Here is a 25,050-nt window from a genome sequence, read left to right on the forward strand (position 1 = left end):
TGCGCCGCGCCGCCGCTGAGCGCCCGCGACCCCGCACCCCCGGCCCCCCGTACCGCGACCGGTCACCTGACGGATGTCGCTCCAGTCGTTCCGCTCGTAGCTTCGGCGAGGACAGGCCGCCGGAGCCTCCGGCGGCCTCCCGCCGAGGAGACGCCATGAACGACACCACGAACGAGCAAGTGCGGCAGTGGATCAAGGCCAACGCCCATCCTCTCGACGATCTGAGCGCCCTGCCCGCGATCATCGGGGACGCCGCGATCGTCGGCATCGGCGAGACCACCCGCGCCGCCCACGAGATCGACCGCCTCCGGCTGCGGATGTTCCAGGTCATGGTCGACGAGCTCGGGTTCCGGGCGCTCGCGATCAAGGACGGCGAGATCATCGGCGAACGGCTCGACGACCTGGTCCGCGGCGGCGGCGAGGACCCCGAAGCGGTGCTCGCGGAGGCCTGGCCGCCGTGGCGCACCGAGGAGACCGTCGCGGCCCTGGAATGGATCCGCTCCTACAACCGCGAGCACCCGGACGACCCGGTGCGGGTCTTCGGGACCGACGCGGCCGGGGCGCAGCCGTACCACTACGACGCGGTCGTCGACTACGTGCGGCGCACGGCCCCGCAGCGGCTCGACGCGATCAAGGCGCTGCTCGCCGGGCCGCGCAGCGCCCACCGGGTCGACGAGCACATTCAGCGCTTCCGCGGCGCCCACCCCGGGAGGCCGTTCGCCGAGGACGCCCGCGACGCCTACGACCTGGTGGCGGCCCTGCCCGAGGACGAGGAACGCGAGCACGTCCTGCGTTACGCGCAAGCCATCGTGGACCACCACTCGTCGAGCGTGGCCGCGGGCATGGACTTCGCCGCGTGGATGCGGACGGTCGCCGACACGCTCCTGCGGCGGCACCGGGAGACCGGCGCGAAGATCGCTTACTGGGACGGCATCGCCATCACCGCGAACTCGCATGCGATGCAGGTCGCGATCGACGCGGACCAGCGGTTCACCACGGCCGGCGGGCATCTGCGGGAGCGGCTGGGCGACCGGTACCTGTCGATGATGATCGGCTTCGGGGAGGGCGAGATCCACGACGGCGTGCGGGTTCCGGCCCCGCCGGCGGACTACGCCGAGACCGCCCTGGGGACCGGCGAGTCCTACTACCTGGACCTGCGCACGCCGGCACCGGAGGAGGTCGCGAGGTGGCTGGAGGGCGGCGGCAAGGTGCGAGTGGTGCCGGGCGTCTACGACCCCGCGGAGGACGAGAAGCACCACGTGGTCGCGGAGTCGTTGCAGGAGTGGTTCGACGTGGTCGCGTACCTCCCGCGGATCACCCCGACGACGGTGCTGGAGTCGGCCGGCTGAGGAAGGGCCGCGGAGCACGGCGGCGGGCGAGCGATTCGCCTACGGCCGCACCGTCGGCGGAACGACGCCGTCGCCGACGCGCCCCGAGCGCGCGGTTCGGCGTCGCCGCCTCACTTGTCGCTCAGGCGCCGCTCGCGGAACTGATCGGCTCGGTCAGGGCCCGACGATGACGACATCGAGGCGGCGGGGGCCGTGGACGCCTTCCACCCGCTGGAGTTCGATGTCGCTCGTCGCCGACGGACCGGAGATCCAGGTCTGCGGAGCGGTCGGGTCGAGCATCGGCAGCGCCTCCGCCAGGTGGCCCACGATCCGGTCGCGCCGGACCACCACCACATGGTGGTCCGGCACCAGCGTGATCGCCCTCCGGCCCTGGGCCGCGCCCGCGTCGAGCATGATCGTGCCCGAGACCGCCACCGCTGCGGCGCAGCCGGTCAGCACCGCGTCCATGCCGTCCAGGTCCGCAGTGGACAAGGCCTCGTCGGGAACGAAGTCGGCCCCGCCGAGCTGCCACTCCTCCGGGAGGTCCCCGGGGACCACGACGCGCTTCGCGCCGCCGAGTGCCTCGGGGATCGCATCAAGGCCGTGGTGCACGTTCGCCTTGTAGTCCACGAGCCGGTCGATGAGCAGCTCGACGATGTCGACCTCCGGGTCGAGCGCGCGGCGGTACTCGCGAGGCGCCGGAGGGGCCTCGCCGGCGCCTTCGAGGGCCCGCCGCATCCGCTCCAGGATCTCTTCGCGCGCGCTCATCCGATCACCGACTCTCCGCTTGCGCCACAGGAATTCTCGCGTGCGCTCGCCTGACCGCCGCTTCGCCGCCCGCTCACCGCCGCCGCTCCTTCCACCAGTCCCGGAAGTCCTCCTTCGGCGGCGTCGGCATGTCCCTGCTCACCGTCCACTTCGATCCCGGCCAAGGCAGTCGCCGCATGAATCCCTTGCGGCGCCAAGGCATCGATCCGAACCTCGCGGCGCGCAACGCCGTCCGCCACAGGCGCGGCCGGGCCATCACGGCTTTCGCCGCGCCCATAACGGCCCGCTCGCCCGCGTGGTGCGGGCCCTGCTGCCGCAGGTGGACGAGCACTTCGGGGATGTCGATCTTGACCGGGCAGACCTCGTAGCAGGCCCCGCACAGGCTGGAGGCGTACGGCAGGTCGTCGTGCCTCCCCGGTTCGAGCTGCGGCGCGAGGATCGCGCCGATCGGGCCCGGGTACACGTGCCCGTACGCGTGCCCGCCGGTCCGCTCGTACACCGGGCAGACGTTGAGGCAGGCCGAGCAGCGGATGCACGAGAGCGCCTGGCGTCCGACCTCGTCGGCGAGGACGCCGGTTCTGCCGTTGTCGAGCAGGATGACGTGGACGTCCTTCGGCCCGTCGCCGTCGCGCGAGCCGGTCCACACCGAGGTGTACGGGTTCATCCGCTCGCCGGTCGAGGACCGCGGGAGCAGCTGCATGAAGACCTCGAGGTCCGCGAAGCGCGGCAGGAGCTTCTCGATGCCGACGACGCTGATGAGCGTCTCGGGCATCGTGAGGCACATGCGGCCGTTGCCCTCCGACTCGACGACGACGAGCGAGCCGGTCTCGGCCACCGCGAAGTTCGCGCCCGAGACGGCCGCCTTCGCGGAGAGGAAGCGGCGGCGCAGGTGCAGCCGGGCCGCTTCGGCGAGCGCGGCCGGGTCGTCGGTGAGGCCGGCCGGCGCGTCGCTCATGCGCTGGTCGAAGATGTCGCGGATCTCGGTGCGGTTGTAGTGGATCGCGGGCACGAGGATGTGGCTGGGCCGGTCCTCGGCGAGCTGGACGATGAGTTCGGCCAGGTCGGTCTCGAAGGCCTTGAGCCCCACGGCTTCGAAGTGCTCGTTGAGCTCGATCTCCTGGGTGGCCATGGACTTGACCTTGACGACCTCGTCGGTTCCCGCCTCGCGCACGAGGCGGGCGGCGATCTCGTTGGCCTCCCGGGCGTCCCGGGCCCAGTGGACCGTGGCGCCGGCGGCGGTGGCGTTGCGTTCGAACTCGACGGCGAGTTCGGGCAGGCGGTGCTGGACGTCGGCCTTGATCGCGGCGGCGGTGTCGCGCAGCCGCTCCCAGTCGTCGAGTTCGTCGACGAGCCGGGCGCGCTTGGCGCGGATGGTGCCGGTGGCGTGGGCGAGGTTGGCGCGGAGCTGCGGCATGCCGAGGGCGACCTTGGCGGCCTTGGGGAACGGCGCGTCGGCGGGGAGGAGGGAGGCGGCCGGGACGATCGGCGCGCGGGGCGTTTCGGCGTCGGTGCTCATGCGGTGCTCGCGAGGATCTCGGCGTAGTGGACGGGCCGCGGGCGGGCGGTGGCGGCGGGGACGTCCCGGTTCAGGCGGGAGATGCCGCCGCCGATGTGGGTGAGGCAGGAGTTGTCGGCGGCGGCGAGGTATTCGGCGCCGGTGGCCGCGGCGTGGCGGCATTTGTCGGCGAGCATCGCGGAGGAGACCTCGGTGTTCTTCAGGGCGAAGGTGCCGCCGAAGCCGCAGCACTGGTCGGCGGCGGGGAGGTCGACGAGTTCGATCCCGTCGACGGCGCGCAGGAGCCGCAGGGGCTTGTCGCCCAGGCCGAGGGCGCGGGTGCCGTGGCAGGTCGGGTGGTAGGTGACGGTGTGCGGGAAGCGCGCGCCGACGTCTTCGACGCCGGCGACGTCGAGGAGGAACTCGGAGAGTTCGTGGACGCGCCGTCCGATGTCGCCGCCGGTGAGGTGCGGGTACTGGTCGCGGGCCATGGCGGCGCAGGAGCCGGAGGGGGTGACGACGGCGTCGTAGTCGCCGAAGACGGCCTCGAAGGAGCGGGCGAGCGCCGCCGCGTCGTTCTTGTAGCCGGAGTTGGCGTGCATCTGGCCGCAGCAGGTCTGGGCGGCGGGGAACTCGACGTCGTACCCGAGTCGTTCGAGGATCCGGACGACGGCTTTGGGCGTCTCGGGGTAGAGGGCGTCGTTGACGCAGGTGATGAACAGTCCTACGCGCGGCACAGCGGCGGCACCTCTTCTCGGGTCAGGCGTTTCATGCGGCGACATGACGGCCGCCCAGCGCCGCGGGGCCGCTTGGCGCGGTGCGGCCGGAGGCCGGGGCGGTCAGCGGACCGCGCCGCCTGCGCGGAGCGCGCGGCGGGTCCGGGGGCGCGCCCCTCGCGCGACGAGCCCGCACCGGTCGCGTGGAACGCGATCGGCGCTGCACGCTCGCCGACCGCAGCGGTCGCACGCCGACGACGGTCGTTCGAAGCAGCCGGTTCGGAGACGAGCCCCTCGCGGGACGGGCCCGATCCGGTCGCGCGGAACGCGATCGGCGCTGCACGCTCGCGGAGGGCAGCGGTCGCACGCCGACGACGGTCGTTCGCTTCGGTCATCGTGACGCCTTGGCTCGCTTCGGCTTCGGGGCGGGCTCCGCACTGGCGGCCGCCTCGAAGGCCCTCCTGTGACGCGTCCGCGAGCGTTCGAGGTGGCGACGCATCGCCTCCTCGGCGGCAAGCGGTTTCTTCGCAATGATAGCCTCCGCGACCTCCAGGTGCTCCACCTCGGTCTCGCCGATCGACTCGGGCTCGATGTACGCGCGGTGGAGGTGCAGGTGGGCGTCCAGGCGGCGGATCGCCTTCGCCAGCTGGACGCTGCCGCTCAGCTCGGCGACGGCGTTGTGGAACCGGGCGTCCGCCTCGGTGAAGTCGAGCTTGTCCGCCTCGGGCGGCGGCGTGCGGGCCCGGTCGAGGAGCGCGGCGGCCTCGTCCCCGAATCCGTCGACGCCGAGCAGCAGGCGGGCTTCATTCGAGCCGCCGCCGAGAGCCGCATCAGGACCGGTCCTCCCCGCGGACCTCCGCAACGCGGCACCGCCCCTCGCCTTGGCGCGTCCCGGCGCCGATTCGGCGACCCTCGCCGACTCGCCGCCTCCCGCCGCCGGCAGCACCGCCCGCTCCGCCGCCCTTCGCGCCGCCAGCGGCTCCAGCAGCATCCGGATCTCGAAGAGGTCCGCGAACTCGCGCTCCGACAGCAGCGGCTCCACGGTGTAGCCGCTCAGCGGACGCCTCGCCAGCAGCCCCTCGGACTCCAAGCGCGCCAACGATTCCCGGATCGGCGTGTGCGAGAACGCGAGCTCCTTGGCGAGCCCGTCGATGCTCAGCTTCGCGCCCGGGGCGAGCTCGGAGCGCATGATCCGGGACTTCAGCTCCGTATACGCCTCGTCCGCGAGCGTGCGCTTCCCCGTGCTCGGTGATGTCGCAGTCATGCCCGCAATCCTATAGGATAGTGTCGCGACAGCGAGGCTGTCCGCCGAGCCGACTTCCCATATGCCCGCATTGGAGCACCCAATGGCCGCAGCTCGACCTCCGCTTCCCACGCGCACGCTCGGCGACACCGCCGTCCCCGTGACCGCCGTCGGGCTCGGGTGCGCGCCGCTCGCCGGGCTCTACACGCCCGTGGACCCGGCCGTCGCCGCCGCCACGGTCGACGCCGCCTGGAACGGGGGCGTGCGGCACTTCGACACCGCGCCCCAGTACGGCGCCGGGCTCTCCGAGCAGCGGCTCGGCGGCGCGCTCGCCGAACGCCCGCGCGAGGCGTTCACCCTGTCCACCAAGATGGGCCGCGTCCTGGTCGACCACGAAGGCCCCTGGGATATCTGGGGCGAGCCCAACGGCAAGGCCGCCGCCTTCGACTTCTCCTACCGCGCCGCCTTCGACGCCCACCTCGGCAGCCTCGAACGGCTCGGGACCGACCGCGTCGAGGTCGGCCTCATCCACGACGCCGACGACCACCGGGCCGAAGCCCTCGCCGGCACGCACCGGGCCCTCACCGAGCTCAAGGCCGCCGGACGCATCGGCGCGATCGGCATCGGCATGAACTCCACCGAAGCCGCCGCCGACCTGGTCTCGCGCGCCCATTTCGACGTCGCCCTCATCGCCGGGCGCTACACCCTCCTCGACCAGTCCGCCCTGGAGCGGCTCTACCCCCTCTGCCTCTCGCGCGGCGTCTCCGTCATCGCCGCGGGCGTCTTCAACTCCGGGATCCTCGCCGACCCCAGGCCCGGAGCCCGCTTCAACTACGCGGCGGCCGACCAGCGCCTGCTCGCCCGGGCCCAGGCCATGGCCGCGATCTGCGACCGGCACGACGTGCCGCTGCGCGCCGCCGCGCTCCAGTTCCCCGCCGCCCACCCCGCCGTCGCGTCGATCCTCGTCGGCGCGCGCACCCCGGCCGAGGTCGAGGACGCCCTCGCGATGTACGCCCACCCGATCCCCGGCGCGCTGTGGCACGACCTCAAGCGAGCCGGGCTCCTCGCAGAAGAGGCACCCGTACCGTCATGAACGCACCCGTTGTCATCGACGCGCACCACCATCTCTGGACCGCCGACTACGCCTGGCTCGCGAGCCGACCCGAATTCGCCCCCATCCGCCGCGACTACGGCGTCGAGGACCTGCGCGCCAACCTGAAGGCCGCCGGCGTCGACCGCACCGTCCTGGTCGAGGCCGACTGGGGCCACCCGTCCGAGACCGTGGAGTTCCTGCACCTCGCCGGGGCCGTCGACGAGATCGCCGGGGTCGTCGGCCACATCGACCTCCTCTCCCCGCACCTCGGCCACACCCTGGCCCGGTACGCGAACCACCCGCGGGTCCGGTTCCTCGTCGGCCTCCGCGACCAGGTCCAGGCCCGGCCCGAACCCGACTTCCTCGCCAGGGCGGACGTCATCGCCGCCCTGAAGACCGTCGCCGCGACCGTGCCGACGTTCGACCTCGTCGTGCGCGTCGACCAGCTCCCGGCCGCCGCCAAGGCCGCCGCGGCCGTGCCCGAGCTCCGGTTCGTGCTCGACCACCTCGGCAAGCCCTCGATCCGCGACGGCCAGGCCGGCCTGCGCGCCTGGCGCGAGGCCGTGACGCCGCTCGCCAAGCGCCCCAATGTCACGGCCAAACTCTCCGGCCTCGTCACCGAGGCCGACTGGCAGCGCTGGACCCCCGCCGACCTGCGCCCGTTCGTGCAGGATGCCCTCGAACTGTTCGGACCCGACCGCCTCATGTTCGGATCCGACTGGCCCGTCTGCGAACTGGCCGCCACTTACACCCGCGTCAAGGAGGCCCTCACGGAGGTCCTCGGCCGCGTCGACGCGGATGTCTTCGGCGGCACCGCCGCCCGCACCTATCAATTGGGAGACTCATGAAGTACCTGCGCATCGGCCGCCCCGGCTACGAGACCCCCGTCGCGCTCGCCGGCGGCAAGTACTACGACCTCTCCGGTCCCATCGGCGACATCGACGGCGAGTTCCTGGGCCGCGGCGGCGTCACCACCACCGCGGGCTTCCCCGAGATCGACATCGCCGGGCAGCGCATCGCCCCGCCGATCGCCAAGCCCGGCGCGATCGTCTGCATCGGACTCAACTACGCCGCCCACTGCGCCGAGTCCGGCGCCGAACCGCCCGCCGAGCCGGTGGTGTTCTACAAGCATCCCAACACGATCGTCGGCCCGAACGACGACGTCGAGATCCCGCGGCGGTCCACGAAGACCGACTGGGAGGTCGAGCTCGGCGTGGTCTTCGCCAAGCGAGCGTCCTATCTGGAATCCGAGGAGGCGGCGCTCGACTGCATCGCCGGGTTCGTCGTCGCCAACGACCTGTCCGAGCGCGAGTTCCAGATCGAGCGCTCCGGCGGCCAGTTCTCCAAGGGCAAGGCCTGCCCGACCTTCACGCCGCTCGGCCCCTGGCTCGTGACGCCCGACGAGGTCGCGGACGTCCAGGACCTGCGTCTGTGGTCCAAGGTGAACGGCGAGGGCCGCCAGGACTCGAACACCGGCGACATGATCTTCTCGGTCGCCCGCATCATCCACCACATGTCCCAGTTCATGGCCTTCGACCCGGGCGACCTGCTGCTCACGGGCACCCCCGAGGGCGTCGCGCTCTCCGGGCGCTTCCCGTACCTCAAGGCCGGGGACGTCGTCGAGGTCGGCATCGACGGGCTCGGCTCGACCGCGAATCCGACGGTGCAGGCATGACGCCCCGCACCCGACCGGCCCGCCTCGCCCGCCGCTTCCCGAACCGGAGTGCACGCTGACTATCACGGCAGTGGACGTCCTCGACGTCCGATTCCCCACCTCGCGCAGCCTCGACGGCTCCGACGCGATGAACCCCGACCCCGACTACTCGGCCGCCTACGTCGTGCTCCACACCGACAGCGGGCACGAGGGCCACGGGTTCACCTTCACCATCGGCCGCGGCAACGACCTCTGCTGCGCGGCGATCGAGACGCTCGGCGAGTACGTCGTAGGGACCGATGTGGAGGGCCCGGCAGACCTCGCCGCCCTCTACAAGCGGCTCACCCACGACTCCCAGATCCGCTGGCTCGGACCGGAGAAGGGCGTCATGCACCTCGCGGCCGCCGCCCTCGTGAACGCCGCCTGGGACCTCGCCGCCCGCCGCGCCGGGCTGCCGCTGTGGAAGTACCTCAGCGCCCTCACCCCCGAGCAGATCGTCGAGTGCGTCGACTGGCGCTACCTCAGCGATGCCCTCACTCCCGAAGAGGCCCTGGCCATCCTGCGCAAAGCGGAGGACGGCAAGGCCGAGCGCGTCGCCGAGATCGAGCGCGACGGCTACCCGGCCTACACCACCTCGCCCGGCTGGCTCGGCTACTCGGACGAGAAGGTCGTGCGCCTCGCCCGCGAGGCCGTCGCCGAGGGCTACACCCAGATCAAACTGAAGGTCGGCGCGGACCTGGAGGACGACCGCCGCCGCTTCGCCGCCGCCCGCGCGGCCGTCGGGCCGGACGTCCGCATCGCGATCGACGCGAACCAGCGCTGGGACGTCGACCAGGCCGTGGCGTGGACGAAGGCGCTCGCCGAGTTCGACCCGTGGTGGATCGAGGAGCCGACCAGCCCGGACGACGTGCTCGGCCACGCCGCCATCCGCGAGCGCCTGGCGCCCGTCAAGGTCGCCACCGGGGAGCACGTGCACAACCGGGTCATGTTCAAGCAGCTCCTGCAGGCCGGCTCGATCGACTTCCTCCAGATGGACGCCGCCCGCGTCGCCGGGGTCAACGAGAACCTCGCGATCCTCCTGCTGGCGGCGAAGTTCGGCGTGCCGGTCTGCCCGCACGCGGGCGGGGTGGGCCTGTGCGAACTGGTCTGCCATCTGTCCATGTTCGACTACACCTCGGTGAGCGCCTCCATGGAGGACCGCGTCATCGAGTACGTCGACCACCTGCACGAGCACTTCACCGCCCCCACGGTCATCGAGCACGGGCGCTACAAGGCGCCCGTCGAACCGGGTTTCTCGGCGGAGATGAAGCGCGAGAGCCTGATCCGCTACTCCTATCCTAACGGTCCTGAATGGAGCGAAAGCTGATGAGCGACGCCTTCCACGGTCTCACCGTCGTGATCTCCGGGGGCGCCTCCGGGATCGGGGCGGCCGCGGCCGACGCCTTCGCCGCGCGCGGCGCGAACGTCGCCGTGCTCGACCTCAACGCGAGCGAGACGCACTGGTCGCACCGGTGCGACGTCGCCGACGACAACCAGGTCCGCCTGGCCGTGGCCGCGACCAAGGAGCACTTCGGCGGCATCGACATCGTGGTCAACAACGCCGGGATCGGCGCGGTCGGCAGCGTGGAGGAGAACTCCGACAAGCAGTGGTTCCGCGTCCTCGACGTGAACCTGCTCGGCATGGTCCGCCTCGCACGCGCCTGCCTGCCGCACCTGCGCGAGTCGTCCGCTCCGGCGATCGTGAACACCTCCTCGATCGCCGCGACCGCCGGCCTGGTCAAGCGGGCCCTGTACTCGGCCTCGAAGGGCGCGGTCCACTCGCTGACCATGGCGATGGCCGCCGACCATGTGGCCGAAGGCATCCGCGTCAACTGCGTCGCCCCCGGCACCGCCGACACCCCGTGGGTCCAGCGCCTGCTCGACCAGGCCGAGGACCCCGAGGCCGAGCGCGCCCGGCTCGAAGCCCGCCAGCCGACCGGCCGCCTGGTGAGCGCCGAGGAGGTCGCGGCGGCGATCGTCTACCTGGCCGACCCGGCCAACAAGGCGATCACCGGCACGAGCCTCGCGGTCGACGGCGGCATGTCGGGCCTGCGCCTGGTCCGCTAGGAGCCGCCGAGACCCCGATCCGGACTACTCCCCGGCGAGTTCGGGGTACAGCAGGGCCGGGTCGGCGCTCATGGCGGCTTTGAGGTCGACCGTGGCCTGGTCGGCGAGCACTTCCAGCGAACCGGATTCGATGCCGTCGAGACCGGCTCGGGCGACCGCGGCCGGGTCGGCCTTCGGGACGTCGAACCCGGCGGTCATGTCGGTGTCGACCATGCCGACGAACAGGCCGCTCACCTGCGTGCCCTGCGCGGCCAGTTCGAGCCGGACGCCGTTGGTGAGGCTCCAGGAGGCGGCCTTCGATGCGGCGTACGAGTCCGCGAGCATCCCGGGCGAGCGCCATGCCGCGCCGGACAGGATGTTCAGGATCGCTCCCCCGCCGCCCGCGGCGAGGACCGGAGCAAAGGCGCGGACCATGTTGAGCGTGCCGAAGTAGTTGGTCTCCATGTCCTGCCGGATCAGCGCCTCGTCCCCGTTGACGAGGTTGGCGAGGGTCGAGATCCCCGCGTTGTTGACGAGGACGGTGACGTCCGATGCGGTCGCGGCGGCGGCCGCGACCGAGGCGGGGTCGGTGATGTCGAGCCGGAGGGCTTCGACGCCGGGGAGGTCGACGCTCTCGGGGTTGCGGGCCGCGGCGTAGACCTTGGTCGCGCCGCGTTCGAGGAGCTGCTGCGCGAAGTGGCGGCCGATGCCGCGGTTGGCGCCGGTGACGAGGGCGGTCGAGCCGTGGATCTGCATGTGGACTCCAAGTTGCCTGCGTGGTGTCGAACGGTGGGTTCGCGATCTACGCTAAAACCTGACGTCAGCGTCAGAGGCAAGCGATGTGTTGCAGCCCATAGCGGTGGGAGGAAGGGGCGCGGATGCGAATCGGCGAGCTGGCCGCGGCCACGGGCGCCAGTGTGCGGGCGCTGCGGTACTACGAGGAGCAGGGGCTGCTCGAGTCCGAGCGGAGCGCGAGCGGGCAGCGGCGGTACGGGCCGGAGGCGGTGGAACAGGTGCAGTGGATCCGGCAGCTGCTCGCGGCGGGACTGCCGAGCCGCGCGATCGTGAAACTGCGCAAGTGCGACAAGGACGGGAAGGCCACCGCCGAGGACGTGGCGATCATGACGGCCGAACGCGACCGCATCGACGAGCTGGTCACGCGCCTGACCGCCACCAGGGACCGCCTCGACTCCATGGTGGCCGCCTCCGCTCCCGACGCCGCGGACGGCGACGGGCCGAGAGCCTGACGACCGCCGGGCCTTCGAAGCGGCTTCGACGCGGGCGGAGGCGAACGGCCGCCGGGGCGGTGGCCTTGTTCGAGAACGACCGCTTCGACCCGCAGGCCGCTGTCCGCCACGGGTCCGCTCAGATCCCGCACCATCGGAATCCATGGTTCATCGGGTTCCCACCGCCGTCGAGCAGCACCTGCCGGAACCGGCCCTGCCGGAGCGCCTCGACATGGGTCTGTCCTCCGCCAGCACGCCGCGCGCAGGCCGCGTCACGTCGCCGGCCACCCGCCGGGCGAGCTTTGGTGGGGCGAGGTGGGCAGGCGGAGGTGGATCCGCACGGTGGTGCCGGTGTCGCAGGTGTGGGTGCGCACGAGGTCGACGATGTGGTTGGCCAGGAGCAGTCCGCGGCCGTGGCGTTCACCGCCATGAGCCGGGCGGCGTCCGGCGAGCGGATCGGTGAGATGCCCGGCGTCGCTGACATCGCAGATCAGGTGCCGGTCGTCGGTCCAGATGCGGAGCGTGCCGATGCCGCCGCCGTGCTCGATGCTGTTGGTGAGCAGTTCGGTGACGGCGATTTCAAGGTCGATGAGCTTGGTGTCTGAGAGGCCGGCCTTCCTGCCGTACGAGGTGAGGAACCAGCGGGCGTTGTCGAGGGTGGCCTGGTCGGCGGCGCGTTCGATCGCCGTCCAGGGCGGGGTCGGGAGCTGCTGGTTGTGGTCGGCGAAGACGCGGTCGGGGTCGTATTGGTCGCTGGGGTGGCACCCGGTGCGGTCGATGAGCACCGGGTGCGTGGCACGGGCGTCGGCGATCATGTGCCGGTCGAGTCCTGCGGTGTCGTAGGGGCACAGAATGGTGGCGGCGTGGTCGGTGAACGCCAGGTTGACCAGTGCTTCGTGCTGGGCGCAGGCGGGGTATTCGGTCCCGGTGCGGCCGGGCCAGGTCGACTCGGTGATGAGCCGCACCCGATGCTCGAGGTGGGCTTCGGCGAAAGCATGCACCACACCGGGGATGATCCGCCCCGGATTGGCGCCGGCCTCGGCCATGTCGATCAGCAGGACCTGTTCGGCGCAGGTGCCGAGCGCGTCCCGCACGGATGCCAGGTTGAGTGTGGGCACGGCGACCGCGACCGGCTCGCCGGCGTCGAGGCCCGCGTCGATGTACGGGATGGTGCCTTCCAGGTAGGCGTCGAGGCCGGAGTAGAACAGCGCGGGGTGTTCGAACAAGGCCTCCGTCTCGGGAAGGTGTGCTCCGGTCATGGCGCGGCTCCTTGGATCATGATCGTGGCCGCGCCGCCGGTCGCGCGACCGCCGGTGGTCGCGCGCCTACTGCGGCACGGTGTTCAGGAGGCGGCGCTGTTCAGGCCCTCCCGAAGCTCGGTGAGTGTGCGGTTGAGCAGTCTGGAGACGTGCATCTGCGAGAGGCCGACCTCCTGGGCTATCCGGGTTTGGGACATGTCGCCGAAGTAGCGCAGCCCGAGGATCGTGCGCTCGCGCTCAGGGAGCTCTTGCAGGAGCGGCATCAGTGATTCGTGGTCGTCGACCAGTTCGAGGGCGACGTCTTCTGCTCCGAGAGTCTCGGCCAGGGGCGTCCGCTCGTCGTCCGAGAACGGCGACTCGTCGAGCGACACCGCTCGGTATGCCCGGGCGGCCTTATAGCCCTCGTGCACTTCGCTCTCGGTGATGCCGAGGTGGTCGGCGACCTCGGCGCCGGTGGCGGGCCTGTCGAGGTGCTGGGACAGTTCGGCATCGGCCTGATTGATCGACGCCCGCAGCTCTTGGAGCCGGCGGGGGACGCGCATCGGCCAACTGGTGTCGCGAAAGTGGCGGCGGACCTCTCCCATGACCGTGGGGACGGCGAAGGACAGGAAGTCGGCGCCCCGACCGGGGTCGAACCGGTCGACCGCGTGGATGACTCCGATCGAGGCGACTTGGATCAGGTCGTCCTTGGCGATGCCCTTGCCTGAGTACCGCTGGGCGATGTGCTGGGCCAGCGGCAGGTATCCGGTGACCAGTCGATCCCGGAGCCGGGTGCGTCGCGGGTCGTCGGAGTCGAGTCTCTGGAGCTCTTCGAAGAGCGGCGCGAGATGGCCGTACTCGTCGGAATTCGAGCGGGTCAGTGCTTGCTTGTCCATGATGGACTACCGTCCTGCCGGATTGACTGCTGACCGCCGGCGGCATCACCGGCTCGGGGGGTGCCGACCGCCTTCGCGGCCGGGAATGTCCGGGGACCAGGACACCCCCTCCGGTGGAGAGGGCGTCGGCACCGGGCGGTGTCGGTGTGGATATTCGCACGAGCAGGCAACGTCCTTGCGCCGCCATTTCCCCTGCAAGCGAATTCAAGTGCGGGAGCTGACTCTTCGAAAATTGTCGCATCGGCTCCCATCATTAAACCGACACTATCACGATTTGGTGACGATGCCATTCCAGGAGGCAGAGTATACTGCTAAACGTCAAAACAGTGCCAATCCCAAAAAATGCGCTCCAAAAAATCAAGTGCATATTTTCACAGTTTTTTGAAACCATGGAGACATTTGATCCAAGGCGATCTGCAGTGTTTTCATAGCACCCGAATTATAGATATGAACTCGCAGGTAGGACGGCATTTATTGGCAAGGTCGATGAGGTTTCGTCATTGTTGAAAAATTTGTAAACCTCTGCATGAAGTGCGGTTAAAACTCCAGATAATCGATCTGGGTCCCGTACACGCCGCGGATATACAGGTCGAAACACCCCACATTCCGCCGCTCAGCGATCTTCCCATTCGCTTTTAGGCGCAGTAGCGAGTATCGTTTATGAGATCAGCCGTGCAGGCGTCACATGAAGCAGATCCCAGAATTATCACCGGGGCTTCGTGGCAATATAAAGGCGGATCCATGCCAAAGCACACCAGCACCAGAGCCGGCACCCCATCTCGGCTCGTTCCCTCCCCGCAGCCGGCCGAGAAGGACCAACTCGACCGTTCGCTGGAGATCAGCGAATACGGTCGCCCCCAGATCGTGGGCCTGCGCGCCACCGGAGGCATCGACCTGCGCAGCCATATGCACTGGGACCACGCACTGCGGCTGGTGGCCGGCCATGGCGAGGAGGTCCACCTGGATCTGAGCGACCTGGAGTTCATCGACTCCCGGGGCGCCGCCGTGCTCGTTGAAGCCGCGAGCCACCTGACCGGCGGACGCCGCATCGTGGTGCACCACGCGCCATCCTGCTTTCAGCGAGTCATGGAGGTCCTGTGGCCCGAGGGAGTACCTGCCATCATGATCGAACAAGCCATATGAGAGCCGCCGCGATGAGGTAGCCCCGGAGGCGGTCACCGCTGTCAACAGCCGTTCCCCGAAAGCCGAAGCGCAAGCGGGAAAAGGCGGCTCCGACGAGGAGCCGCCCAAGAACCGGGGCACCGCCGAGCCCTGCGCTCGCGGGATCCGATGACGGCCCCGAGTGCAGGGCCGCCCGAGTCAGCTCCCGCAGAGTCCGGCGGCCATGAGGGCGTCGAGCGCGTCGTCGAACTCGTCGGAGTCGGTGTAGCCGTGCTTGTCGCCGATGTTCCACGCGACCGAGATCCGGCGTTCGCCGTCGACGGAGTGGAACGAGATGGTCTCGTGGCCCAGGCCGTCACCGTCGTGTCCGAAGACCTCGACCGTCGCCCCATCGGGGCATTCGATCTCGCGGTTCATGAGGCCGAGTCCGTAATCGAAGCTCTTGCCGGTGTCGACGTACCGCGTCGCCTCGGCGAGCTCCTCGGCGGTCAGCAGCGTGCCGTCGGTGAGGGCGGCGTAGAAGTCGTTGAGGTCGCCCACGGTGGAGATGACACCGCCACCCGACCACATCTGCGTGTTCGACAGCGCCGTGGTGTCGAAGTACGGATCGCTCGGGTCGCCGGTCGTCACGTACGGGACGAGGTGCGCGCCGCGGATGCCGGAAGTCTCGTCGCGCGGGACGTAGGTGCGGTCGAGGTCGGCGGGCTCGAAGATCTGCTCTTCGAGCACGTCGCGGTAGGTCTCGCCGGTGACCTCCTCGATGAGGAGGCCGAGGGTCATGTAGCCGACGTTCGAGTAGAACCAGCCCTCGCCCGGCTCGAACAGCAGCTCCCCCTGCGTGCCGATCGCGATCAGTTCCTCAGGCTCGTAATGGTTCCGGTAGCCCTCGCGGACGTCGCTGATGTCGCCTTCGAGCAGCGAGGGGTAGAGGTACGGCAGGAAGTCGAACAAGCCGCTCTGATGCGTCAGCACCTCGCGGATCGTCGGATCCTGCTCGTACGGCAGGAGACCGGGGAGGTGCTGCCCGATCGTGTCGTCCAGGTCGAGGAGGCCTTCGCCTTGGAGCTGTACGAGGACCGTGGCGGTCATCGACTTGGTGACGCTGCCGACGCGGACGCGGTCGCCCGGTTTCGCCTCGCGCGCATCCGTTTCGAGGCTCCGGTCCCCGACCGCCTCGGACCAGGTGTCGTCGCCGTCGCGGACTTCGACGACGACGCTGTGGTCGGCCAGTTCGGCGAAGTCGTCGAGCCTGGCTTCGAGGAGGTCGGTGTCCAGGCCGTCGTGGCCGGGACTCCCGGCGTACGCGGCGGCGGGAGCGGCGACGAGGCCGAGCGTCAGGGCCGCGGCGGTGAATACGGTTCTACTCATACCCGAACGGTATGCACCGGAACGGTTCCGCGCGATACCGCGAACTGCCGTATCGCGGTACCGCCTGCACTACCGACTCAACCGTCGCAGTGCCGGACCGTCCCGGGCTGCGGGCGGCGGCGCTCGGACACGCTGCCGTTGTAGAACACGTGAAAGGCCCAGGCCTGGAACCACTCGCGCTCGGCCTCCGACGCGGCACGCCATTCCTCGCCCCAGGTCGCGTGCAGGTTGCCGGAGGTCAGGCCGGAGACGATCAGCACGATGTCGGCGGCGTTCCCGGTCACGAAGACCTGGAACGAGTCGGGCGCCTGGGCACTGGAGGCCCGGACCGTGAAACTGCGACGGCCGTCGCTGAATCGGCCCCGCTCCAGCGCCTCCAGATCGGCGACGCTCAGATTCGCTCTTCCCATCGAGATCCCTCCACTCCAGACAATGTCGGATATCTGACGGAGTTGCGCCAGAAGGCCGCTTCGGCCCACCCCGAAACGCGGCCTCCTGGCATCCCCACCAATCGAGAATCAGACCGATGCGATCTCGATGCCTCCAAGCTATGCGACGTTTCCGCAGGTAGCAAGTAGACACGGAGTGGTAGTTCCTTGGCGGGAGAGGCCCTTCAAAATTTTTCGCCAAAAATTTTGGAGTGCTTGAGTCGTCTAATTTCTTGGGTCGCTTGACCAAAGCGGTCCAGTGCTGGTTTCGCAAATGGACCTCATATGTCATCATGATTCGCTACCGGCTGCTTTCCCACCGAATGCGGGGTACATCTCATGGCGCGACTGTCGCTCTCGAACTGGTACGTGATCGCCTCCATCCTCGACGGGATGGAGGCGAGCGGAGCCAATGACGCCCAAGTCGCCGAGGCGCTGGGGGTCGTGCCTCAGACCATCGCCAACTGGAAGAAGGGCTTGGGTCAGCCCTCAGTCGGCGACATCCGCGAGTTCATCACCCGCTTCGGCGGTGCGGATGAGGAGGAGATCCTGTACGCCCAGCAGGTCGTGCGGGCGAAGAAGGCCGCCGCGAAAGGCTTGGAGTTCGATTCGCGGTTCAACGCGATCCTCCTGGCGAAGGGCGAGCGCCACTACAACCGCATCTTCAACTGGGAGCCCGAACGAGTCCACGGCCCTCTGCAAACCGACGCCTTCCACACCAAGGTCCTTAAGCCATTGGAAGGAACTAGTGATGAAGTAGCTGATTTCGGCCGTGACTTCAAGGTTCGCCGCGCCAAGACCCTCAGGAACCGTACCGATCCGTTCACGGCCCAGTTCTTCCTCGGAGAGGCGGCGCTGGGCTGGCTGCGAGAACTGGAAGCGAACGATCGTCGCGACCAACTTGATTACATGCGGGAGTGGAACTCCCTGTCCAACTTCGAGATCCGCATCATGGCCGGGCCGCATACCTTCCACAGCAACTTCCACCTGTTTCAGCCGGCCAACAGCCCGACTGCAGGACCTGCCTTCGTATTCACGCAGATCCGCGACCGCACATGGTGCATCGAAGAGCCGGAGCGTGTGAAGTTGTACCATGAGCCGATCGAGCCGAATTGGCGTCGTGGCATACCACTGGAGGAGTATCTCGATGCACATCGCGACCGCTTGGCGTAAGAGCACCCGGAGCAGCGGCACCGATTCGACTAACTGCGTTGAGTGCCGCCAGACCTGGCGGAAGAGCTCCCGCAGCTCCGGGACCAACTCCAACAACTGCGTCGAGGCCCGTACCTCCGCAGGGATGTTCCAGGTGCGCGACAGCAAGCTCGGCCATGATTCGCCGGTCTTCGCACTGGGGGCCAACGACTTCCAGGCCCTGCTGGGAGCCACCCGCTAGGTTCACATTCGTCCCTCAGCGGTCTCCAGACCGTGTCTGCGGTGCGGCCGGTCCGCGCAATTCATGCGAGGTTCGATCCTGCCCCGCATTTCGGTGTCGAGACGACCGAGTCGGTGGCGCTCGGTCCCTACACTGAGCAGGTTCCCTCAACATTGCCCGGCAAGAAAGCGACTGGCGCGACCATGAAGATCAGAGCAACGCTGTGCTGCCTCGCCGCCTCGGGACTGCTCCTGGGCGCGTGCAGCGAGGACAGCGGCACCATCGACGAACCCGCCGAAGAGTCCGCCAGCGCCGAAGAGACCGAACCGGAGATCGACGCCGCAGCGTTCGACCCGCCCATGCAGTTCGACACCGGAGCGGGCGTCCCGCTTCCCCAAGAGGCCGGCGCCGGGAACATCAACCTGGCCGGCAACGCCGTCCAGCCGCTTCCCGTGGCCCTCTCCGGAACGAAGGCGTTCATCGCCTCCGCGAACCAGCTCCAGATCGTCGACACCCGCATCGCCGAGATCCTGCCCGCGATCACGCCGCAGTCCGGCACGCCCATGGACCCGGCGATATCGGTGTTCGCGGGCGAGAACCCGATCCAGGCCCCGATCGTGGTGAGCCTGGACGGCAAGGACCTCGTGGTGGTGCCGTTCCTGACCACCGGCGAAGCCGAGGGCACCGCGGTGGCGCACCAGAACCTCGAAGTGATCGCAGTGGACGCGGCCACCGGCGAGCAGGCGTTCAGCGTGGTGACCGAACTGCCGCTCGTCCAATCGGCCTCGTACGAGAACGCCGTGGTCAAGGGCGAGTCCGGCGGCGTGGTCGTGGTCGACCTCGACATCTACGGGTCGTACACCGTCGCAGTGGACCTGGCCGCGCAGGCCGTGGCATGGGAGAGCGCCTTCGCGACCCAGGCGGTCGCCGGTGACACCGTGGTCGGCGTCCCCGGCGACGACGAATTCAACAGGCACCGCAGCGGGCTCGCCATCGCGGACGGCGCGGTCAAGTGGGAGGACGAGGAGTTCGGCTACCTGGACCTGCGCCCGGCCGGATCGAAGTACGTGTTCGGTTTCGGCGGTTACGACACGATCGAGGGCGGCCTCTTCCTGGTCGAGGCCGCCACCGGGACGGTCACGAGCCTGCAGGCCGAGGAACGCGACTCCGGCATGTGCAGGTTCGACGGGCAGACGACCTTGATCTGCAACGACACCTGGGGTTGGCTCGGGGCCGTGAACACCGAGACCGGCGAATGGCTATGGGAGCTCGAACCCTCCGCCGAGCGCTCCAGCGTCGGGATCACCGCCGTCTGGCACGGCGCCGTCTACGGCAACACCGACAACGGTCCGGTCGTCCTCGACGCCCTCACCGGCGCCGACGCCGAGACCGCGCCCGGCATCGCCCCCTGGGTGGTCAACGAATACGTCGGCATCGCAGCAGACCCGAACAGCGGCGTCTCCGGCTACCCGGCCATCGCCTAACGCCCGGTCCGGGGCCGGGCTCACCGCCGGGCCCCGGATGCGGCCCCTCGGGATAGAACGTCCTGAGTGGATGCATCGTGATCGCGGCGGTCTCGGAGTCGGGGGTGTCAGGACGGCCTCCTTCGACTCGAAGGCGTCGTCGGCCGATCGCTAGCCGGGCGTGCCGCCGCGCTCGCTTCTTTCCGCGAGGCGCCGCACCCGCTCTTCGGATATGGGGTCGACCCACTCCCAGCCGGACTTCGCCGTCGGGCCGACCCGCGGGTCACTGGGCACCCGGCCCTCACGCAAGGCGAGCACATACGCCCGGTCCAGCTCGATTCGCGCGCGGAACTCGTCAGCGCCGCAGGCCGACCCGTGGCCGGGGACGACGACGTCGACGCCGTCCGCCACGGCTTCGAGCAGTCGCAGCCCGACGAGGTACTCCTCGATCGGGTCGTTGGCGTCGGTCAAGTCGTCGAGCACCGGAGCCAGGACATCGGAGAGCATGTCGCCGGCGACGAGCACTCCGCGTTCCTCGATGAACAGCGCCGCGTGGCCCGGGGCGTGCCCCGGGTGCTCGATGATCCGGACTTCAGGTCCGTCCCATGGGATCTGCGTTGCTCCCTCGGGCAGGCCGGTGATGAGCCCGTACAGGTCCAGCGGCGTGTCCTCGGCGATCTCCGGCGGCAGTCCCTCGGCGGCGCGCGCCTTCCAGTCCGCGTGCGACCGCACTATCCCTACGAACGCGGCGCAGCGGGCGGTGCCGTATCGGGGCGCTTCGCCGAGTTCGGGGTGCCAGAGCACGTGGTCCCAGTCGGGGTGCGTCGCGAAGCCCGCCGCGACCGGCTGGCCCAGCTCGCGCAGGTCGTTCGCGAGGCAGACCATTTCGGAGCCCGTTATCCCCGGGTCGATGAGCAGCACGCCGGAGCGCCCTTGCACCACAACGGTGTTGTTCTCGAGCAACTGGCTCTGGTGGGTCAGCACGCCCTCGGCGACCTGGCTCAGCATGGGGCTCCTTCTGTGCGTCCGACCTCTTGCGGTTCACGGGAATCGAAAGTTCCACATGAGAATTCGCGACACACCGACAGCGGGGGTTGACAAACCGGACAGTCGCCGCTCATTCTGGAGCCGACACGTTCCGTGACCGTGTCGCGCAACTGCATAAGGCAATCATGTAACGCCGCCCGGTGGCCACTAGCTACCAACTTGTACCACCAGGCGGCTCGACATAGAAAAGGAACTTCCGTATGTCGTCTACGACGATACGCCAGTCCAGCGCGCTCGAAAACCGGCCGACACGCCTCCGCGCTCACCCGTCCGGGTACGTCCTCCGCACCGGCCCGTACGACGAGTACGACCCCGGTCCGTGGCTGTGGAACGCCCCCGCCGACTACCGCCGCGACACCCGCACGGGCCGCCACCGCCGCGGTGAAGCGCCGGACCCGTACGTCAAGCTCCGCGAGGACGCCTGGACCAGGTTCCTCGACGTCTCCGAACCGCTCGCCCGCGCCAACCGGCTGCGCGCGCACCGGCTCAGCCTCACGACCGACCCGCGTCGGCGCGGAGTGAAAGCGGTCCTTCGCCGGGCAGTGCACGCCGCCTTGACGTTCCTGACCCGCGTCCCAGCGCTGTGACGATGAGGGCCGCGCCGGCGACGGCGTGGAAGGCGCCGGTCACGAGCCGGGAGCGCACCGGGTTCACCCGCGTCGGCCCTCGGCGGCGGATCGGCCGCCGGCGCGTGGCCGACGTCCACGAGCCCGATCGACTCGGCAGGCCGGTGGACGCCTGGACACGAAGGGCCTCTGACCTGCGGTAAGGAACCTGCGTGCGGACCGTTCGCCCCCGAGGCGGCCACCTGGAATCGGCGTTCGGGCGCGGACGCGGATAGGCTGGGAGGCATGGATGCTGCGTCGTTCCTACGCCACTTCCGACGCGAGCTCGATGCGTTCGGCGCCTGCCTCGTGGACGGCGACCTCGCCGCGCCCATCGAGCACGGAGAGGAAGAGCTGAACCTGGGTGAGCTTGCGGCACTCGTCGGCTCCTCGAACCTGTTCGCCGCCGCGGCCGTCACCGACTGGGACGGCAGCTCCGACCCGCCGGACGCCAGCCCGCCCAAGGTGCCCGAGGACCCGTACGAGCTGATGCGCTGGGTCGACGGCACCGGCGAGGTGCTGCTGATGGCGCTCGACACCGACCCGGAGGCCCCCGCGTGGGGTTATTACACGCCGCCGAACGCGGGCTTCTGGCAGCGTTCGCGCGCCGTCGCGATGATGCTGCACCGCTGGGACGCCGAGCGGACCGTGGGCGAGGCGGGGCCGCTCGATCCCGAGTTGGCGGGCGAGGGCATCTCCGAGGTCTTCGACGTCCTGGCGCCGCGCCAGATCGGCCGGGGCAAGGCGTGGCCGCCGGACGCGTGCATCCGCCTCCAGGCCAGCGACACCGGCGACTGGTGGGTCTTCGGCCCCGGGGAGCCGGTCGCGGACCTCATCGGCACGGCCGGTGACCTGCTGCTGTTGCTGCGCGCCAGGCGAACCGTGGACGACCCGGTCTTCACCTGGAACGGCGACCGCGAGGCGGCGCTGTCGGTCCTGAAGGGCCCCTTGGCTTAACGGTCCTGCGGCCCTCGAACCAGCCGCGTGCTTCGGGAGCGGTGGACAGCGCTCTGAAAGCGCCGGAGGACCGCTCCTCCGAGACCGGCTGGAGCCGTCGCGAGCGGCGCCGACGCGCGGGCGGGCCTCCGAACGCCGTGTCCGAGTCCGGAGGCCCGGCCGATACCGAGCGGGCGTTGCTCAGCGGCGCTGTCCCACCGGTTCCAGGTGCTCCTCGGGCGCGCTCGATGCGGTGTCCGGAGGCAGGTCGCCGCCGCGCAGCCGGGGGTGGCGCAGCGCCGGCAGGATGGCCGAGATCGCCAGGAGGGCCAAGACGAGGCCCAGCACGATCGGCGCGCGCAGACCGTAGTCGGGGATGAGGAGGGACCCGATGGCCGAACCGAGGATCACGCCGAGGGTGATGAACGAGGAGTGCACAGTGTTGACGAGCGGCCGAGTGCTCCCGGCGCGTTGGACGCGGATGGCCATGGCGGGATTCATGGTGACGCCGACGAGTCCGACGCCGAGCAGGAAGGCGAGGGCGAGCGGCGGCGTGTCGGTGAAGAGCGCGAGTCCGGTGAGGCATGCGGCGTTCAGCAGCGTGCCCGTCAGGAGCGTGGAGACGGTGTGGCGGTCGGCGAGCCGGCCGACCACCATGTTGCCCACGACGGTGGCGGCCCCGTAGGCGAGCAGCAGGAACGGCACGGTGTCGTCGCCGAACCCGCTGACTTCGGTCAGGATCGGCGCGGAGAAGCTGAACACCGCGAAGGTGGCGCCGATGATGAGCGTGCTGGAGACCAGCGCGAGCAGCAGCTGCGGGCGGCGGAACACCCTGAACTCGGCGGCGAGGGAGGCGCCGCCGGATTCGTCCGCGACGGGTCGGGGCGGGTTGCGCACGAGGACGGCGGTGAGCGCGGCGGCGAGCGCGGTGAGGACGGCGATGGTCCAGAAGGCCGCCTGCCAGCCGAGGCGGCCGCCGATGTACGTCGCCAGCGGCAGGCCCAGGAGGGTGCCGAGCATGAGGCCGTTCATCACCACGCCGACGGCCCGACCGCGCACGCGCTCGTGGACGAGCTGCGAACACAGTGAGATCGCGATGCCGAAGAACGCCTGCGAGGCCACACCGCTCACCACCCGAGCGGCCACCATCGCGGCGTACGAGGTGGCGACCGCGGCGAGCAGGTTGCCGGCGAAGAAGATCGCGAAGATGATCATCAATGCGGTCTTGGGTCGCAGGCGCAGGAGCGCCAGGGCCAGGACGGGCCCGCCGACGGTCATGGAGACGGCGAAGACGGTGACGAGGTAGCCGATCTGCTGGATGTCGGTGTCCAGGCCCTCGGCGAGTTGGGGCATGAGTCCGGCGACGGCGAATTCGCTGGTCACCATGGCGAAGACACCGACTCCCAATACATAGACGGCCGACGGCACCGCGCGAGCGGGCCCGGCCGGAGTCGTTGCGGTCAAAGGAGACTCCCCTCAATCATTATGGAATGTTCATTACAAAATTTTCCCGAGCGACGGTCGCTGGGCGGTCGTCCGGTAGGACGGCATGAAGCCACCGCCCTACGGGGGTCGGTGACGATCAGTGCCCGATCGGCGCGCGGCGCAGGTCGCCTGCGATCGGGGGCTACGGGTCCAAGGCCCGCAACGTGGTCGCGACGATGTCCTCCAGACGGTCCGAAGCCGTGCCGCCCTGCGAGGTGATGCGCAGGCCCGCGATCGAGGCGTTGACGAACGCGGCGAGGCCCTCGGCGCTCACCTGGTCGGTGATCTCACCTGCGGCCTGGCCTACCCGCAGCACGTCGGCGAGCAGATGCAGGCGCGCGGCGGTGTCCTCGTCGACGCGCCGCATACTCTCGACGTGCTCCGCGTCGTCGGCCAGTTCGGCGACCGTGTTCACCGCCAGGCAGCCTCGCGGTTCGCCGGCTGACACGCGTTCGGCCTCCTCGGAGGCGATGAGCCGCAGCAGGGTCGCGATGCGGTCGCGCACCGGACGAGCGGTGTCGCCGAGGATCGCCTCGCCGCGCTCCCGCGTCCGGGTCAAGTAGGCGCCGAGGCACTCGGCGAACAGCGCGTCCTTGCTGCCGAAGCTGTTGTAGAGGCTGCTGCGCCCCAGGCCGGTGGCCTGGCACAGGTCTTCGGCGCTGGTGGCGTGCAGCCCGTGGCGCAGGAACGTCCTCGTCGCCGCCTCGACGACGTGGTCGCGCTCGAAGCTCAGTGGTCTCGCCATGGGCATACCGTAACAGGTTCTGTAACGACATGTCCATAACTGGCCGGGGCGAGTCGGCGGCGTCTTCGAGGACCGTCGCGCACCGCCGCGTTCAGGACCCGCGGCTCGATGATTCCGGGATGGCATTGCGCTGCGCCACCGCCGAATTCGACGCCTCCAGTGGCGAGCCCCGGTACGGCGATCCCTCGGCCGCTCGTCCGGGGCGTTCCTCAGTGTCGGCCGGGTCGATGCTCCACAGGCGATGGCCGCGAGGGCGGGGGAGGCGACGGCGTCCGACCCGGCACGCATCCGCCGAGGTCAGCGTGCGGCGTTCGCCCCGCTCATTTCCAGCGCCTCGTCGACGTCGGCCGCCGCGATGACCTCGTCCAGGATCTCCCTGGAGCGCATGAGATCCGCGATCTGGCGGTCGATGCGCTCGCGTTCGGCGCGGAGGTCCTGGGCGAGCCGGGCCGTGGCGTGCTCGTTCGGGCCGCCGTCCTCGTCGCGCATGCAGGGCAGGATGCTGTCGATGGCGCGGCTGTTGAGCCCGGCGGCGTAGAGGACCTGGATGCGGATGACCCGGTCGACCGCGCGCTCGCCGTACTCGCGGTGCCCGCCCGGGGTACGGTCGGAGACGAGCAGGCCCTGCTGCTCGTAGTAGCGCAGCGAGCGGACGCTGACCCCGGTCCGGCGGGCGAGTTCCCCGATTCGCATGGCGTGCCTCACAATCCCTTGAACCTGACATCGGTGTCAGGTTC

The 25,050-nt window shown here is 69.8% G+C and carries 26 protein-coding genes; 13 read left to right on the forward strand and 13 right to left on the reverse strand.

Going from position 1 to position 25,050, the window contains the following annotated elements; translation table 11 throughout:
- Window positions 1-155: 155 nt before the first annotated feature.
- Entirely contained in the window at window positions 156-1,349 is a 1,194-nt protein-coding gene (locus K3N28_RS13330) for an erythromycin esterase family protein (RefSeq protein ID WP_228093026.1), read from the forward strand.
- A gap of 153 nt (window positions 1,350-1,502) precedes the next feature.
- On the opposite strand, the gene K3N28_RS13335 is transcribed toward K3N28_RS13330, so the two are convergent.
- The 4 genes from K3N28_RS13335 to K3N28_RS13350 form a co-directional block, all read right to left on the reverse strand.
- On the reverse strand, window positions 1,503-2,096 hold the full coding sequence (locus K3N28_RS13335) for an LUD domain-containing protein (RefSeq protein WP_228093027.1): 594 nt from the start codon (window positions 2,094-2,096) through the stop codon (window positions 1,503-1,505).
- A 73-nt stretch (window positions 2,097-2,169) separates the two neighbouring features.
- Entirely contained in the window at window positions 2,170-3,612 is a 1,443-nt protein-coding gene (locus K3N28_RS13340) for a lactate utilization protein B (RefSeq protein WP_228093028.1), read from the reverse strand.
- Entirely contained in the window at window positions 3,609-4,373 is a 765-nt protein-coding gene (locus K3N28_RS13345; protein ID WP_374209762.1) for a (Fe-S)-binding protein, read from the reverse strand. Before K3N28_RS13345 ends, K3N28_RS13340 begins: the two co-directional genes overlap by 4 nt.
- Window positions 4,374-4,698: 325 nt before the next feature.
- Window positions 4,699-5,571 (reverse strand): GntR family transcriptional regulator, encoded by an 873-nt coding sequence (locus K3N28_RS13350; protein WP_228093030.1) that lies wholly within the window; start codon window positions 5,569-5,571, stop codon window positions 4,699-4,701.
- 82 nt (window positions 5,572-5,653) lie between these two features.
- Here K3N28_RS13350 and K3N28_RS13355 point away from each other — a divergent pair, with 82 nt between their 5' ends.
- The 5 genes from K3N28_RS13355 (at window position 5,654) to K3N28_RS13375 (ending at window position 10,403) form a co-directional block, all read left to right on the forward strand.
- The gene (locus K3N28_RS13355) at window positions 5,654-6,643 is read left to right on the forward strand and encodes an aldo/keto reductase (RefSeq protein ID WP_228093031.1); all 990 of its coding nucleotides are present in this window, start codon (window positions 5,654-5,656) and stop codon (window positions 6,641-6,643) included.
- Window positions 6,640-7,491 carry an amidohydrolase gene (locus tag K3N28_RS13360; protein ID WP_228093032.1) on the forward strand — a complete coding sequence of 284 codons (852 nt, stop codon included), beginning with the start codon at window positions 6,640-6,642 and terminating at the stop codon, window positions 7,489-7,491. The genes K3N28_RS13355 and K3N28_RS13360 overlap by 4 nt, the downstream gene beginning before the upstream one ends.
- Window positions 7,488-8,318, forward strand: a complete 831-nt coding sequence (locus K3N28_RS13365; protein ID WP_228093033.1) for a fumarylacetoacetate hydrolase family protein — start codon at window positions 7,488-7,490, stop codon at window positions 8,316-8,318. Before K3N28_RS13360 ends, K3N28_RS13365 begins: the two co-directional genes overlap by 4 nt.
- Before the next feature lie 70 nt (window positions 8,319-8,388).
- A complete protein-coding gene (locus K3N28_RS13370) occupies window positions 8,389-9,663 on the forward strand; it encodes an enolase C-terminal domain-like protein (protein ID WP_228093034.1) in 1,275 nt (424 codons plus the stop codon).
- Window positions 9,663-10,403, forward strand: a complete 741-nt coding sequence (locus K3N28_RS13375; RefSeq protein WP_228093035.1) for an SDR family NAD(P)-dependent oxidoreductase — start codon at window positions 9,663-9,665, stop codon at window positions 10,401-10,403. The genes K3N28_RS13370 and K3N28_RS13375 overlap by 1 nt, the downstream gene beginning before the upstream one ends.
- Window positions 10,404-10,427: 24 nt before the next feature.
- Here the strand turns inward: K3N28_RS13375 and K3N28_RS13380 are convergent, their stop codons facing one another.
- A complete protein-coding gene (locus K3N28_RS13380) occupies window positions 10,428-11,138 on the reverse strand; it encodes an SDR family oxidoreductase (RefSeq protein ID WP_228093036.1) in 711 nt (236 codons plus the stop codon).
- A 122-nt stretch (window positions 11,139-11,260) separates the two neighbouring features.
- Here K3N28_RS13380 and K3N28_RS13385 point away from each other — a divergent pair, with 122 nt between their 5' ends.
- Window positions 11,261-11,629 (forward strand): MerR family transcriptional regulator, encoded by a 369-nt coding sequence (locus K3N28_RS13385; protein WP_228093037.1) that lies wholly within the window; start codon window positions 11,261-11,263, stop codon window positions 11,627-11,629.
- A gap of 251 nt (window positions 11,630-11,880) precedes the next feature.
- Here the strand turns inward: K3N28_RS13385 and K3N28_RS13390 are convergent, their stop codons facing one another.
- Together K3N28_RS13390 and K3N28_RS13395 are read right to left on the reverse strand one after the other, a co-directional pair.
- Window positions 11,881-12,867 carry a sensor histidine kinase gene (locus K3N28_RS13390; RefSeq protein WP_228093038.1) on the reverse strand — a complete coding sequence of 329 codons (987 nt, stop codon included), beginning with the start codon at window positions 12,865-12,867 and terminating at the stop codon, window positions 11,881-11,883.
- 83 nt (window positions 12,868-12,950) lie between these two features.
- Window positions 12,951-13,742: a SigB/SigF/SigG family RNA polymerase sigma factor gene (locus K3N28_RS13395; RefSeq protein WP_228093039.1), complete on the reverse strand. Its 792-nt coding sequence runs from the start codon at window positions 13,740-13,742 to the stop codon at window positions 12,951-12,953.
- A gap of 741 nt (window positions 13,743-14,483) precedes the next feature.
- Between K3N28_RS13395 and K3N28_RS13400 the strand changes: the two genes are divergently transcribed.
- Window positions 14,484-14,885, forward strand: coding sequence for an STAS domain-containing protein (locus K3N28_RS13400; RefSeq protein WP_228093040.1), 402 nt, complete (start codon window positions 14,484-14,486; stop codon window positions 14,883-14,885).
- Window positions 14,886-15,062: 177 nt separating this feature from the next.
- Here K3N28_RS13400 and K3N28_RS13405 read toward each other — a convergent pair whose 3' ends face one another.
- Together K3N28_RS13405 and K3N28_RS13410 are read right to left on the reverse strand one after the other, a co-directional pair.
- Window positions 15,063-16,232: a serine hydrolase gene (locus K3N28_RS13405; RefSeq protein WP_228093041.1), complete on the reverse strand. Its 1,170-nt coding sequence runs from the start codon at window positions 16,230-16,232 to the stop codon at window positions 15,063-15,065.
- A 77-nt stretch (window positions 16,233-16,309) separates the two neighbouring features.
- On the reverse strand, window positions 16,310-16,642 hold the full coding sequence (locus K3N28_RS13410; RefSeq protein ID WP_228093042.1) for a hypothetical protein: 333 nt from the start codon (window positions 16,640-16,642) through the stop codon (window positions 16,310-16,312).
- Window positions 16,643-16,999: 357 nt separating this feature from the next.
- On the opposite strand from K3N28_RS13410, the gene K3N28_RS13415 reads away from it, so the two are divergent.
- From K3N28_RS13415 to K3N28_RS13425, 3 genes are all read left to right on the forward strand, one after another.
- Window positions 17,000-17,833 carry a Scr1 family TA system antitoxin-like transcriptional regulator gene (locus K3N28_RS13415; RefSeq protein WP_228093043.1) on the forward strand — a complete coding sequence of 278 codons (834 nt, stop codon included), beginning with the start codon at window positions 17,000-17,002 and terminating at the stop codon, window positions 17,831-17,833.
- The gene (locus K3N28_RS13420; protein ID WP_228093044.1) at window positions 17,808-18,053 is read left to right on the forward strand and encodes a DUF397 domain-containing protein; all 246 of its coding nucleotides are present in this window, start codon (window positions 17,808-17,810) and stop codon (window positions 18,051-18,053) included. The genes K3N28_RS13415 and K3N28_RS13420 overlap by 26 nt, the downstream gene beginning before the upstream one ends.
- 182 nt (window positions 18,054-18,235) lie before the next feature.
- On the forward strand, window positions 18,236-19,516 hold the full coding sequence (locus K3N28_RS13425; RefSeq protein WP_228093045.1) for a PQQ-like beta-propeller repeat protein: 1,281 nt from the start codon (window positions 18,236-18,238) through the stop codon (window positions 19,514-19,516).
- 150 nt (window positions 19,517-19,666) lie between these two features.
- Here K3N28_RS13425 and K3N28_RS13430 read toward each other — a convergent pair whose 3' ends face one another.
- A complete protein-coding gene (locus K3N28_RS13430) occupies window positions 19,667-20,503 on the reverse strand; it encodes an MBL fold metallo-hydrolase (RefSeq protein ID WP_228093046.1) in 837 nt (278 codons plus the stop codon).
- A gap of 239 nt (window positions 20,504-20,742) precedes the next feature.
- Between K3N28_RS13430 and K3N28_RS13435 the strand changes: the two genes are divergently transcribed.
- Together K3N28_RS13435 and K3N28_RS13440 are read left to right on the forward strand one after the other, a co-directional pair.
- Entirely contained in the window at window positions 20,743-21,129 is a 387-nt protein-coding gene (locus tag K3N28_RS13435; RefSeq protein ID WP_228093047.1) for a hypothetical protein, read from the forward strand.
- 264 nt (window positions 21,130-21,393) lie between these two features.
- Window positions 21,394-22,104: a maleylpyruvate isomerase family mycothiol-dependent enzyme gene (locus tag K3N28_RS13440; protein WP_228093048.1), complete on the forward strand. Its 711-nt coding sequence runs from the start codon at window positions 21,394-21,396 to the stop codon at window positions 22,102-22,104.
- A 180-nt stretch (window positions 22,105-22,284) separates the two neighbouring features.
- Here the strand turns inward: K3N28_RS13440 and K3N28_RS13445 are convergent, their stop codons facing one another.
- The 3 genes from K3N28_RS13445 to K3N28_RS13455 form a co-directional block, all read right to left on the reverse strand.
- The gene (locus K3N28_RS13445) at window positions 22,285-23,511 is read right to left on the reverse strand and encodes an MFS transporter (protein WP_255640276.1); all 1,227 of its coding nucleotides are present in this window, start codon (window positions 23,509-23,511) and stop codon (window positions 22,285-22,287) included.
- 199 nt (window positions 23,512-23,710) lie between these two features.
- A complete protein-coding gene (locus K3N28_RS13450; RefSeq protein ID WP_228093050.1) occupies window positions 23,711-24,313 on the reverse strand; it encodes a TetR/AcrR family transcriptional regulator in 603 nt (200 codons plus the stop codon).
- Between the two features lie 297 nt (window positions 24,314-24,610).
- Complete coding sequence (locus K3N28_RS13455; RefSeq protein ID WP_228093051.1) at window positions 24,611-25,006, reverse strand: MerR family transcriptional regulator; 396 nt, start codon at window positions 25,004-25,006, stop codon at window positions 24,611-24,613.
- Between the last annotated feature and the right edge of the window lie 44 nt (window positions 25,007-25,050).

The organism is Glycomyces sp. TRM65418 (genome assembly GCF_019710475.1).
Lineage (GTDB): Bacteria > Actinomycetota > Actinomycetes > Mycobacteriales > Micromonosporaceae > Glycomyces.

Coding starts and splice junctions, on each gene's coding strand:
- K3N28_RS13410 (WP_228093042.1), bottom strand. CDS start 16,642: ATGGGAAGAGCGAATCTGAGCGTCGCCGATCTGGAGGCGCTGGAGCGG.
- K3N28_RS13435 (WP_228093047.1), top strand. CDS start 20,743: ATGTCGTCTACGACGATACGCCAGTCCAGCGCGCTCGAAAACCGGCCG.
- K3N28_RS13420 (WP_228093044.1), top strand. CDS start 17,808: ATGCACATCGCGACCGCTTGGCGTAAGAGCACCCGGAGCAGCGGCACC.
- K3N28_RS13330 (WP_228093026.1), top strand. CDS start 156: ATGAACGACACCACGAACGAGCAAGTGCGGCAGTGGATCAAGGCCAAC.
- K3N28_RS13375 (WP_228093035.1), top strand. CDS start 9,663: ATGAGCGACGCCTTCCACGGTCTCACCGTCGTGATCTCCGGGGGCGCC.
- K3N28_RS13360 (WP_228093032.1), top strand. CDS start 6,640: ATGAACGCACCCGTTGTCATCGACGCGCACCACCATCTCTGGACCGCC.
- K3N28_RS13340 (WP_228093028.1), bottom strand. CDS start 3,612: ATGAGCACCGACGCCGAAACGCCCCGCGCGCCGATCGTCCCGGCCGCC.
- K3N28_RS13440 (WP_228093048.1), top strand. CDS start 21,394: ATGGATGCTGCGTCGTTCCTACGCCACTTCCGACGCGAGCTCGATGCG.
- K3N28_RS13365 (WP_228093033.1), top strand. CDS start 7,488: ATGAAGTACCTGCGCATCGGCCGCCCCGGCTACGAGACCCCCGTCGCG.
- K3N28_RS13390 (WP_228093038.1), bottom strand. CDS start 12,867: ATGACCGGAGCACACCTTCCCGAGACGGAGGCCTTGTTCGAACACCCC.
- K3N28_RS13455 (WP_228093051.1), bottom strand. CDS start 25,006: ATGCGAATCGGGGAACTCGCCCGCCGGACCGGGGTCAGCGTCCGCTCG.
- K3N28_RS13355 (WP_228093031.1), top strand. CDS start 5,654: ATGGCCGCAGCTCGACCTCCGCTTCCCACGCGCACGCTCGGCGACACC.
- K3N28_RS13430 (WP_228093046.1), bottom strand. CDS start 20,503: ATGCTGAGCCAGGTCGCCGAGGGCGTGCTGACCCACCAGAGCCAGTTG.
- K3N28_RS13450 (WP_228093050.1), bottom strand. CDS start 24,313: ATGGCGAGACCACTGAGCTTCGAGCGCGACCACGTCGTCGAGGCGGCG.
- K3N28_RS13380 (WP_228093036.1), bottom strand. CDS start 11,138: ATGCAGATCCACGGCTCGACCGCCCTCGTCACCGGCGCCAACCGCGGC.
- K3N28_RS13400 (WP_228093040.1), top strand. CDS start 14,484: ATGCCAAAGCACACCAGCACCAGAGCCGGCACCCCATCTCGGCTCGTT.
- K3N28_RS13415 (WP_228093043.1), top strand. CDS start 17,000: ATGGCGCGACTGTCGCTCTCGAACTGGTACGTGATCGCCTCCATCCTC.
- K3N28_RS13395 (WP_228093039.1), bottom strand. CDS start 13,742: ATGGACAAGCAAGCACTGACCCGCTCGAATTCCGACGAGTACGGCCAT.
- K3N28_RS13335 (WP_228093027.1), bottom strand. CDS start 2,096: ATGAGCGCGCGCGAAGAGATCCTGGAGCGGATGCGGCGGGCCCTCGAA.
- K3N28_RS13350 (WP_228093030.1), bottom strand. CDS start 5,571: ATGACTGCGACATCACCGAGCACGGGGAAGCGCACGCTCGCGGACGAG.
- K3N28_RS13345 (WP_374209762.1), bottom strand. CDS start 4,373: ATGTCGCCGCATGAAACGCCTGACCCGAGAAGAGGTGCCGCCGCTGTG.
- K3N28_RS13425 (WP_228093045.1), top strand. CDS start 18,236: ATGAAGATCAGAGCAACGCTGTGCTGCCTCGCCGCCTCGGGACTGCTC.
- K3N28_RS13405 (WP_228093041.1), bottom strand. CDS start 16,232: ATGAGTAGAACCGTATTCACCGCCGCGGCCCTGACGCTCGGCCTCGTC.
- K3N28_RS13385 (WP_228093037.1), top strand. CDS start 11,261: ATGCGAATCGGCGAGCTGGCCGCGGCCACGGGCGCCAGTGTGCGGGCG.